Annotated in this window: 8 protein-coding genes; all 8 read right to left on the reverse strand. The window is 41.9% G+C overall.

Going from position 1 to position 12,061, the window contains the following annotated elements; translation table 11 throughout:
* Positions 1–356 precede the first annotated feature (356 nt).
* Positions 357–4,670: a PolC-type DNA polymerase III gene (locus NSS92_RS06420; RefSeq protein ID WP_411353401.1), complete on the reverse strand. Its 4,314-nt coding sequence runs from the start codon at positions 4,668–4,670 to the stop codon at positions 357–359.
* Between the two features lie 73 nt (positions 4,671–4,743).
* Positions 4,744–6,441, reverse strand: coding sequence for a proline--tRNA ligase (locus NSS92_RS06425; protein ID WP_340867174.1), 1,698 nt, complete (start codon positions 6,439–6,441; stop codon positions 4,744–4,746).
* Positions 6,442–6,521: 80 nt separating this feature from the next.
* Positions 6,522–7,787, reverse strand: a complete 1,266-nt coding sequence (rseP, locus tag NSS92_RS06430; protein WP_095285177.1) for an RIP metalloprotease RseP — start codon at positions 7,785–7,787, stop codon at positions 6,522–6,524.
* Positions 7,788–7,793: 6 nt separating this feature from the next.
* Positions 7,794–8,945, reverse strand: coding sequence for a 1-deoxy-D-xylulose-5-phosphate reductoisomerase (gene dxr / locus NSS92_RS06435; RefSeq protein WP_340867176.1), 1,152 nt, complete (start codon positions 8,943–8,945; stop codon positions 7,794–7,796).
* Positions 8,946–8,984: 39 nt separating this feature from the next.
* Positions 8,985–9,779, reverse strand: coding sequence for a phosphatidate cytidylyltransferase (locus tag NSS92_RS06440; RefSeq protein WP_024424148.1), 795 nt, complete (start codon positions 9,777–9,779; stop codon positions 8,985–8,987).
* A gap of 12 nt (positions 9,780–9,791) precedes the next feature.
* Complete coding sequence (locus NSS92_RS06445) at positions 9,792–10,574, reverse strand: isoprenyl transferase (RefSeq protein ID WP_142944801.1); 783 nt, start codon at positions 10,572–10,574, stop codon at positions 9,792–9,794.
* A gap of 128 nt (positions 10,575–10,702) precedes the next feature.
* Positions 10,703–11,260 (reverse strand): ribosome recycling factor, encoded by a 558-nt coding sequence (gene frr, locus NSS92_RS06450; protein ID WP_340867177.1) that lies wholly within the window; start codon positions 11,258–11,260, stop codon positions 10,703–10,705.
* Position 11,261: 1 nt separating this feature from the next.
* Positions 11,262–11,984: a UMP kinase gene (gene pyrH, locus NSS92_RS06455; RefSeq protein WP_008344767.1), complete on the reverse strand. Its 723-nt coding sequence runs from the start codon at positions 11,982–11,984 to the stop codon at positions 11,262–11,264.
* Positions 11,985–12,061 lie beyond the last annotated feature (77 nt).

The following is a 12,061-nucleotide window of genomic DNA, read 5'->3' on the forward strand; positions in this document are numbered from 1 at the left end:
GTTTCGTGATCTGTACAGTTTTGAAAAGAATCAAATATGTTTCAAAAATAAGCATAGTAAACAGCAATCAGCTTTACGCTCATCGAAGGTTTTCTCTTGATTCTCCTTCTGACTGTACCCAGAATGATCATATGTCGCTTGAGAACATTTCAGACGGCGAAATTCTCTTTTGAGCTCTATTTGGGTAGAAAGAATGACATACAATCTCTTCTCTTAAAACATCACGCTAAATCAAGATATATGAATGAATAAGAAAATAATTCCAGTTGATGAAAAATCTTTATTAGTTAACATAATAATATTATTGTATATAGAAAAAAGAACGCCCATTTAGTAGGGCGCTCTTTTTCATCAAATTAAAATAAAGAAAGCTGGTTTTGATCAGGAAGTGCTTCTAAACAGCCTTGACGATCTAAATATTCAAGGATAGTCTTCGACACTTTTCCACGTTTTTGTAAATCTTCTTTTGAAAGGAATTCCCCATCTTGCCGCGCGCGAACAATATTTAACGCAACGTTTGTTCCGAGTCCAGGGATTGAGTTGAATGGCGGAATTAAACCATCTCCATCAATGATAAACTCTGTTGCACTTGAGCGGTAGAGGTCCACTTTTTTGAAATGGTAGCCTCTTTCACACATTTCAAGGGCAAGCTCTAGTACAGTTAATAGGTTCTTTTCTTTCGGTGATGCATCTAGACCTTTTGAGTTAATGTCATCCATAACGGCTCGAATCGCATTCGATCCTTTTGTCATCGTTTCTATATCAAAGTCATCCGCACGAACGGTAAAGTAAGCCGCATAGTACAGAAGTGCATGATGCACCTTGAAATAAGCAATACGAACAGCCATTAATACATAAGCAGCCGCGTGGGCTTTAGGGAACATGTATTTAATTTTTTTACAAGAATCAATATACCAGTTTGGTACATTATTATTCTTCATTTCTTCTTCCCATTCAGGAGGAAGCCCCTTTCCTTTACGAACAGATTCCATGATTTTAAAGGCGAGTGACGGCTCTAAGCCCTGATAGATGAGATAGACCATAATATCATCACGGCACCCAATCACTTCACTTAGTTCACACGTTTTATTGTGAATGAGCTCTTGCGCGTTTCCAAGCCATACATCCGTACCGTGTGATAGTCCAGAAATCTGAACAAGCTCTGAGAAGGTCGTTGGTTTTGTATCCTCTAGCATTTGCCGAACAAATCTTGTCCCAAATTCCGGGATACCGAGTGTACCTGTTTTACAGCCTATTTGCTCTTCTGTTACACCTAGAGGCTCTGTCCCTTGGAAAATCTTCATCACTTCAGGGTCATCTGTTGGAATCGTTTTTGGATCGATTCCGCTTAAATCTTGAAGCATACGAATGACCGTTGGATCATCGTGCCCAAGAATATCCAGCTTGAGCAAGTTATCGTGGATGGAATGGAAATCAAAATGTGTCGTCTTCCAATCGGAACCTGTCGCATCTGCTGGGTATTGAATAGGTGAGAAATCGTAAATGTCCATATAATCAGGCACAACGATAATCCCGCCTGGATGCTGGCCCGTTGTCCGTTTTACCCCTGTACAGCCTTGTACAAGCCGGTCGATTTCAGCGCCTCTCATATGAAGGTTATGATCTCCTGCATAGCCTTTCACGTAACCATATGCTGTTTTTTCTGCAACGGTACCAATCGTACCCGCTCGGTATACATATTCTTCCCCGAACAACTCTTTCGTATAGTTATGCGCTATCGGCTGATATTCACCTGAGAAGTTCAAGTCAATATCAGGGACTTTGTCTCCTTTAAAACCTAGGAACGTTTCAAACGGAATATCATGTCCGTCTTTTTTATACGGCGTACCACATTCTGGACAGTCTTTATCAGGAAGGTCAAAGCCTGAACCAACAGATCCGTCATTAAAGAACTCAGAGTGCTTACAGCTTGGGCATACATAATGAGGTGCAAGTGGATTCACTTCAGTAATCTCTGTTAATGTCGCAACAAGAGATGAGCCGACAGATCCCCTTGAACCAACAAGATATCCATCATCAAGTGATTTTTTTACGAGCTTATGAGAGATTAAGTAAATAACGGCGAAGCCATGACCGATAATACTTTTTAATTCTTTCTCAATGCGGTCTTCTACGATTTTCGGCAGGTCATCTCCGTAGATGCTGCGCGCCATTTGATAGCTCATTTCCCGTATTTCTTCATCTGCACCTTCAATTTTTGGTGTGTAAAGATCATCTTTGATAGGTTTAATGCTTTCGACCATCTCAGATACTTTTTGCGTATTCGTTACGACGATCTCTTTCGCTTTTTCGTCTCCTAGGAAGGAGAACGCTTCGAGCATTTCATCTGTCGTTCTAAAATGAACTTTTGGCAGTTCATGGCGGTTCAGCGGATTCGCTCCACCCTGTGATGAAATTAAGATTTTACGATAAATTTTGTCCTCTGGATGCAGGTAATGTACATTTCCAGTCGCTACAACTGGTTTATTCAGCTTTTCGCCGAGCCTTACAATGTTTGTGATGATTTCTTTTAACGCACGTTCATCTCGAACAAGCTCAAGCTGCAGCAGGTGCTGATACACTTCTGGCGGATGTACCTCTAAATAATCATAAAATGCTGCAATGTCTTCCACCTCATCAGGTGACTTTTGCATCATTCCTTCAAATACCTCACCCTTATCACAAGCAGACCCAACAATTAAACCTTCTCGATATTTCTCAAGCTGTGAGCGCGGAATACGCGGGACCCGGTAGAAATAATGAATATGAGAAAGTGAAACAAGCTTAAATAAATTCTTAAGTCCTGTCTCATTTTGAGCAATCAAAGTCGCATGGTAAGGACGTGAGCGCTGGTACGCATTCGACTGCCCCATGTTTTCATTCAATTGATCGTGATAGGCAATCTCTTTTTCAGCCGCATCTTTTAGCATCTTCAGCATGAGATAGCCTGTCGCCTCTGCATCATAGATCGCCCGGTGATGCTGCGTCAGTTCAATATCGAACTTTTTACAAAGGGTGTTCAGCCGGTGATTTTTAAATTCTGGGTAAAGGAATCGGCCAAGTTCAAGTGTATCAATGACAGGGTTTGACGCTTTATCTGTTTTTAACAGGCGTTTATACGCTGCATTTAAAAAGCCCATATCAAAGCTCGCATTGTGCGCAACAAGGATATCTTGTCCAATCCATTCTTTGAAATCCCGCACAACGTCGACAACATCTGGTGCATCTCTCACCATATCATCGGTGATACCTGTTAATTCGATGGTTGTCGCTGATAACGGGTGATGGGGATTTGCAAATGCTTCAAAGCGGTCAATAATTTCCCCGCCTTTTATTTTCACTGCTGCCAGCTCAATGATCGTATCATAAACGGCTGAAAGTCCAGTTGTCTCAACGTCAAATACGACATACGTCGCATCCTCTAACAAGCGGTGCTCTGGGTTATATGCAATCGGTACACCATCATCAACTAAGTTGATTTCCACACCGTACATCATTTTGATGCCATGCTTTTTACTTGCTGCATACGCATCAGGGAAGGATTGTACAACGGCATGATCGGTCAGGGCAATTGCTTCATGTCCCCATTTTTTTGCTTGTTCAACAAGCCTGCCAATGCCAGTGACAGCATCCATTTGGCTCATAGGGGAATGTAAATGAAGCTCCACACGCTTTTCACCCTCAGGTGCTGTATCTTCTTTCAGCTGCGGTTTCATTTCATTCACATCATTGGCGATCATGACAAGATCTCTGACAAATGTATCATTTTGAATGCTTCCTCTTGCTTTCACCCACATGCCTTTTTTCAATGATTTCATCAGCTGAGCATCTTCTTTTTCTCTTGCAAACATTTTGATCAAAATACTGTTTGTATAATCTGTGATCTTAAAGATACAAAGCGTTCTCCCGCTTTTCAGCTCACGCGTTTCTGCATCGAATACGTAGCCTTGAACGGTAATTCTTCTTTCCTCGTCCATGATACTATCAAGCGTACGAATTTCTTCATTGTCTTTGATTTGATAGCCAATCATCAAAGGGCCAGACGGAGCTTCATCCTGCTCCTCACTTTCTTTCTTCTCCATCTCAGTGAGGGCTTGCATGGCTCTTTCTTGATCTTCAGCAAGCTTTTGTTCTCTGAACTTCTGAATCTCTTGATCTGATACAAAAATTTCTGTATCGAATTGCAGCTCTGGAAAGCCCACTTGTTTAAATGCAGCCTGGAGCATTGGGCTGTACTTCTTCTTAATAGCGAGTGCCTCTGTTTCGCTTTTCGTTTTAATGATGATTTTATGTCCAGACAGCGATGGTTTTTGCTGCTGAAGCAAACTGATGATTGGGGGAGAAATCCCTTGAAGTTCTTCCACACAATGTGACCAGTACGATTGCACGAGTTCTTCAGATATGTGCGGATCATTCACTTCAATCGTACAAGTGATTTGTGCAATATGAGAAAATGCATTTGTCAGCCTGCTGAGAAACATGGCGTATACTTTGTAAGGCAAAAGCGCCTTAAATTTAAAAAGGAAATGCCATGTTTTCGTCGCCTTATGCACCGTTAATTTGACGATTTCCCCTTCTTCAAAGTAACGACTGAGGTCATCATCTGTCATTTGAATCTGATTGAGTAATATATGAAATTGCCGCCGTGTGATCGGTAATTGTTCATCCAAGACAGGACCCTCCTTTTGTCAATCAGAAAGGTACCTCTTTTCTACAGGAGGTACCTTCATTTTTTTGTTCGTTTTATGCTTGGCGTATAAACGAAATCAGATCATCAACAGATACTTCATGTGATTCACCTGATTTTCTAAACTTCACTTCAACAATACCTTCTTCTGAACGTTTTCCGCAGCTAATGCGAATTGGCAGTCCAATTAAATCACTGTCTGCAAATTTCACTCCTGCTCGCTCCTGGCGGTCATCGAACAGTACGTCGAAGCCTTCATCTTCTAAGCGATCGTACAACGTTTCAGCCAGTTCTTTTTGCGCATCGTTTTTCATATTTAATGCAAGGAGGTGAAGGTCATATGGCGCCACTGTTTCCGGCCAAATGATTCCTTTCTCATCGTGATGCTGTTCAACAATCGCTGAAAGCGTTCTAGAGATGCCGATGCCATAGCAGCCCATAATCATAGGCTGCGCACGACCATTCTCATCGAGGTACGTAGCATCCATTGACTCAGAATAACGAGTGCCCAGTTTAAAGACTTGTCCTACTTCAATCCCTTTTGCAAACTGAATGGTGCCTTCTCCATCTGGAGAAACGTCTCCTTCTTGAATCAAGCGAAGATCTGTAAATTCTTTCACTGACACATCACGTGCAGGATTGACATTGACATAGTGATAATCCGCTTCGTTTGCACCAGCGACTGCATTTGTCATTCCCTTCACAGCAAGGTCCGCATAAATATCGACTTCTGCTTCCAATTTAACAGGTCCAACAAATCCAGGCTCAGTTCCAATGACTTCTAGCACTTCTTCGCGTGAAGCAAGCTCGACAAGCTGTGCTCCTACCAAGTTTTTCACTTTCACATCATTTACTTCATGATCGCCTCTAGTAAGGATCAGAACATACGCATCATCTGCTTTAAACAAAACAGATTTAATGCAAGCAGAAGGGTGAACTTCTAAAAATCCAGCCACATCTTGAATGGTTTTCACCTGCGGCGTGTGGACTTTTTCAAGCTCTTTGAAGTCCGCAGGATTTGCTTCTTCTCCGTGATATACAGCCTCAGCCATTTCGATATTCGCAGCATATGAGGAAGTATCAGAATAAGCGATGGTATCCTCTCCGACTTCTGAGAGCGCCATGAACTCATGCGTATCTTTTCCGCCCATTGCCCCTGAATCTGCAATGACTGGTCTAAAATTGAGACCCACTTTTGAGAACACATTAGAGTAGGCCGTAAACATTTTGTTGTATGTTTCATCAAGGCTTTCTGGTGAAGAATGGAATGAGTATGCATCCTTCATAATAAATTCACGTCCGCGCAGCAGTCCAAAGCGTGGCCTCTGTTCATCACGGAATTTTGATTGAATTTGATATAGAGTTAAAGGAAGCTTCTTATACGATTTCACTTCGCTGCGTACTAGTGATGTGATCACTTCTTCGTGGGTTGGGCCAAGCGCAAATTCACGGCCATGGCGATCCTTCATACGCATCAGTTCTGGACCGTATGTATACCATCTTCCTGACTCTTGCCACATTTCTGCCTGCTGCAGCACTGGCATTAACAGTTCAGCTGCGCCTGCCTTTTCCATTTCCTTGCGGACGATGGATTGAATATGCTGAATGACTTTATGCGCAAGCGGCAGATAATGATAGATTCCACTTGTATTTTGTCTAATAAACCCAGCTCTTACTAAGAGTTGATGACTTTTTGCCTCAGCATCTGCCGGCACCTCTCGAAGAGTTGGAATGAAAGTCAGGGATTGTCTCATGTCGTTACACCTCATTTATGAAATAGGACTTCTCACAAAAACTCTTGTTTCCCGGAATGAGAAACAAGAGAGAATGGTTTTTATAAAAATAACCGCTGAATGTCATTCCACGTTACCACTAACATTAACAGCATGAGGAAAGCAACACCGATAAAGACAACAAGTGCTTCTTTCTCACGATTAATTGGTTTACCGCGAATGGCTTCAACAAATAAGAATAGTAAACGTCCTCCGTCTAGTGCAGGAATCGGTAATAAATTCACGATGCCTAGGTTGATACTGAGGAACGCCGCAAACTGCATTAATGTTAACACACCTTGTTTGGCTACTTCTCCTGTCATGTCATAAATTCCAACAGGACCTGCTAACATGTCCAGTGAAAATTGTCCTGTGACAATTTTTTGCAAGTTCGTTAAGATCAGACCTGCCGTTGAAATGACAGTTGTTCCTGAAGATGAAATGACTTTCAAGAATCCATTTTCCGTTGGCGGATAAGATCCGAAACGGCCAATGCTTTTTCCGTCAGCTTTCACAGCTTCTGGTACAACCTGCACAGTGCTTTCTTTGCCGTCTCGGTCAATGACGACATTCATTTTTTTCTCAGGGTTCTTTTGAACTGTTTGAACGACGTCTGTCCAAGAATTCATTTTGTCGCCGTTAATGGACACGATGTGATCTCCCTGCATGAGTCCAGCCTCCGCCGCTCGGCCGTCTTTCGTGAGCTTACCGAGTACAGGATCATCAACGGTTACCCCTTGAATAAAGCCCAAAGCAACCAAAATCACATACGCCAGAATAAAGTTCATGATCGGTCCAGCTGCGATGGCTTTAATTCGCTGCCATACCGTTTTTGAACCGAATTGACGATTGTATGGTGCGATTTGAATTTCTTCACCATCTGCAATATAGAAACTTGTTTGACTAACATTGTAGCCAGTCAGAATATCTTCATTTCCAGCTTCATATCCTGAGATTCTCATGGCATGATCTAAATCAATCTGCTCAACTTCGATGACAAGTGCATCAGGATATTTTTCTTTATCATTTAAAATGATCTTTTCTACTTCATTTTGCTCATTGAATAAGAGCCCCACTGTATGACCTGGTTTAATTTCTATGACTTCAGGGTCTTCTCCAGCCATTTTAACAAATCCGCCAATAGGAAGAAGTCTAATGGTATAAACGGTTTCTTTTCGTTTAAAGGAGAAAATCTTCGGCCCAAAACCAATTGCGAACTCGCGGCATAAAATCCCCGCGCGCTGCGCCATAATTAAATGGCCAAGCTCGTGGAAAAAAACGAGCGTTCCAAAAATAATAATAAACGCAATCACTGTATTCACGAACATACCACCTTATGTGAGGATTGATTGAACAAAGTCTCGTGTATCTTTGTCCACTTCATGGATATCTTGCAAACTAGGCGTTGAAATCACATGATGTCTAATTAGTGCCTTTTCAATCAATTCTTCAATTTGCAGGAACGTTACTTTGCCTTTCAGAAATGCATCGACTGCCATTTCATTTGCTGCATTGAGTACAGCAGGCATTGTCCCTCCTATTTTACCTGATTCATAAGCAAAATGTAAGCAGCGATACCTGTCAAAATCCGCTTTTTGGAAATTCAATTGTCCGATCTCCCAAAGGTTCAATGATTTCGCTTCTTGTAACGGCGCCCTGTCAGGGTATGTGAGTGCATATTGAATAGGTACTCTCATGTCAGGTGTCCCTAACTGAGCCATGACGCTTTTGTCGTGAAATTCGACCATCGAATGGATAATGCTCTCTTTATGTAGCAGCACATCAATTTGTTCATAAGGGATATCAAACAACCAATGCGCCTCGATCACCTCGAGCCCTTTATTCATCATCGTCGCTGAATCAATGGTGATTTTCGCTCCCATCGACCAGTTCGGATGGTTCAGTGCTTCTTCAACCGTAACACCTTCAAGTTCAGTTCGTTTTTTATCTCGGAAACTACCACCTGAAGCTGTCACGATTAAGCGTTCAATGTTTTTAGCTTGTTCACCTTGCAGGCATTGAAAAATAGCGGAATGCTCACTATCGACAGGAAGTAAAGGTACATCATATGTTTTGGCGTACTCTTTTACTATATGACCAGCTGTCACAAGTGTTTCCTTATTTGCGAGTGCAATCGTCTTTTTTTGTTCAATGGCCTTTAATGTTGGAACAAGTCCAACACTGCCTACAAGTGCATTGACCACAACGTCCACTGCATCATAGGTCGCTGCCTCGATATTGGCTTCATCACCAGCAGCCAGCTTCACATTGTATGCAAATGAATGATTCTTTAGTGTGTGATAGGTTTCTTCGTCTACACAGCCGACGAATTCAGGCTGAAAGCGCTCAATGATCGGAATCGCCTTTGCTATATTCCTGCCAAATGTCATGGCTTTCAGCTTAAACTTGTCCGGGTGCTGCCTGATCACATCTAACGTTTGTTCTCCAATTGATCCTGTTGCGCCTAATAGCGAAATATATTTCAAATTGCCACTCCTTCTCTCGTTCAATAAGTTTCTATGAGGTTAGCTGGCAAACGTTGCGAGCAGTAAGTATAAAAACGGCAGAACGAATAAAAAGCTGTCAAACCTGTCCAAAATCCCGCCATGACCAGGGAGAATTGTCCCTGAATCCTTCACGTGATAATGACGCTTTAAAGCAGATTCCACAAGGTCGCCAAGCTGTCCAAAGATACTGAGTAAAAGAGTAATAAACATCACAAGCAGATATGATGGCAAAAATCCTGTAACCGCCTGAAACACAAGTGACAACACGACCGCTGTGACGATTCCGCCGATAAATCCTTCTACTGTTTTGTTTGGGCTGATTTCTGGCCAAAGCTTTCGTTTCCCCATAGATTTCCCAATAAAGTAGGCTCCTGAGTCAGTAGACCAAATAATCACTGCTGCGAAGAAGATGGCACTCATGCCATATAAGCCTCTAATTTGGATAAAATAATAGAAACTAACGCCAATATATAATGTGGCTAATACAACAAAAGCAACCTCATCGAATGTGAAAGAGTTTTTGCTCAAAACTGTATAAGTTAAAAGTATTAAGACTGCAAATAAAGCAATCTGCATTTTTGATGCGTCTACGTTTGGGAAGAAGCTGTTGTCTCCGCCCATTAAAAGCCAAAGCAATATTAAGCTGACAATACCAGGAAAGCTGAAAATCGAGATCTTTTTCATTCTTAAAAGCTCAAAGAGAGCGACACTTCCCATTAAATAAATCAGCAGGGTAAATGGCATCTGTCCATATATAACAGCAAGCAAAAAGACTGCAGCTGCCAAAACACCCGTCAAAATTCTTTGTTTCATCTGCACCACCCTCTAAATTCCACCGAACCTCCGGCCGCGGCGCTGATACTCTCCGATAGCGCCTATAAGGTGCTCATCAGAAAAGTCAGGCCAAAGCACATCCGTAAAGACAAACTCGCTGTACGCAATTTGCCAAAGCATAAAGTTGCTTAATCTAATTTCTCCACTCGTGCGAATGAGCAAATCCGGATCTTGAAGAGATTCTGTCATTAAATAAGCTGAAAACATCTCTTCTGTGATGTCTTCTGCTTGAAGCTTACCTTCTTTGACCTTTTCAGAAATTTGTCTGCATGCGGAGACGATTTCTGTGCGCCCTCCATAGTTGAGCGCAAAGTTTAAAATGAGTCCGTCGTTGTTCGCCGTACTCTTTACTGCGTTCTCTACCGCTTTTTTCGTATGCTGCGGGAGGCCGTCTGGATCACCTGTTAAACGCACACGGACATTTTCTTCGATGAGTTCAGGCAGGTAGATGTTTAAAAATTCTTCAGGAAGTTTCATTAAAAAGTCTACTTCTAGTTTTGGACGTTTCCAATTTTCCGTAGAGAAAGCATACAAAGTCAGCACTTTGACATTCAGCTCATTTGCAAGCTTTGTCATGCGCTTGACGACTTTCATTCCTTCATGATGACCTGCTACCCGTGGAAGAGCACGTTTTTTCGCCCATCTTCCGTTCCCATCCATGATAATGGCGATATGTTCAGGAATTTCTCCATTTAATATGTCTTCTTTTGTCAGGCTTTCTAAGTTGGAAGCTGCTGTTTGCTGATTCTTCCAATTTTTGAGTATATTGAGCATGAGATTCCTCCATCACCCAAAAAGGTTGCGTTCCCGCTAAAATATAGTCATCAACAGTATTAACAAAAAAACCCCCTGTAAACATGAAGAGGGTCTTTTCACTATTATCTATTGTACATAGTTTTTTCTTAAACTTCCATGATTTCTTTTTCTTTATCTTTCGTCACGTCATCAATTTTAGCGACATATTCATCTGTCAATTTTTGAACATCCTCTGTTGATGATCTTAATTCATCTTCAGTGATCTCCCCATTTTTCTCAAGCTTTTTCAAATCATCGTTTGCATCACGACGCACGTTACGAACAGCCACTTTTGCTTCTTCTGAATATTTTTTTACTACTTTCACAAGCTCTTTACGTCTTTCTTCTGTCAGCGCAGGAATCGCAATGCGGATCACATTTCCGTCACTTGTTGGCGTGATGCCAAGATCAGACTTTTGGATCGCTTTTTCGACATCACCGATTGCTGTTTTATCGTAAGGAGTGATAATCAGCATACGTGCTTCTGGCACTGTGATTGACGCAATTTGGTTAAGTGGTGTTTGTGCACCGTAATAATCAACTGTCACTTTATCAAGCAGTGAAGCATTTGCACGGCCTGCACGAACAGTTGCAAGCTCACGTCCGTATGCTTGTACGGCTTTTTCCATTTTTTCTTTCGTTTGGTTCAACACTTCTTTTGACACGTTATTTCCCCCTCACGATCGTTCCGATTGATTCGCCGTTTACGGCACGTTTAATATTTCCTTCTTCCATAATGGAGAATACGATTAATGGAATGTCATTGTCCATACATAATGAGGACGCAGTAGAATCCATTACAGCAAGCCCTTCTTTAAGTACATCAAGATATGAAAGCTTATCATATTTTACTGCATCCGCATCTGTACGAGGATCAGCACTGTAGACACCATCTACATTATTTTTTGCCATTAAAATGACATCTGCTTCTATTTCTGCTGCTCGAAGTGCTGCCGTAGTATCTGTAGAGAAATAAGGGTTCCCTGTTCCAGCAGCAAAAATGACGACACGTTTCTTTTCAAGATGACGGATCGCTTTTCTTCTTATGTATGGCTCTGCAACCTGTCTCATTTCAATAGAGGTTTGCACTCTAGACTGAATGCCAAGCGTTTCTAGGCTGTCCTGCAACGCCAGTGAATTCATCACTGTTGCCAGCATCCCCATGTAGTCTGCTGTTGCACGGTCCATTCCTAGATCACTGCCTGTCTTCCCGCGCCAAAGGTTTCCTCCGCCTACAACGACTGCAACTTCAACATCAAGCTCTGCAATTTCTTTTACTTGCTTTGCAATTGATTGAATGACAGTTGGGTTAATTCCATTTCCAGCATCACCCGCTAGTGCTTCGCCACTTAGCTTCAGTACAATGCGATTATATTTCGGTTTGCTCATGATAACCTCCAAGTGTATACTATACCGTCTCTTATTATGCGTAAGAAACTGCCTTTTGTAAATCAATATCCTCTAAA

This window comes from Bacillus sp. FSL M8-0166, from assembly GCF_038008825.1.
Taxonomy (GTDB): Bacteria; Bacillota; Bacilli; order Bacillales; family Bacillaceae; genus Bacillus; species Bacillus safensis.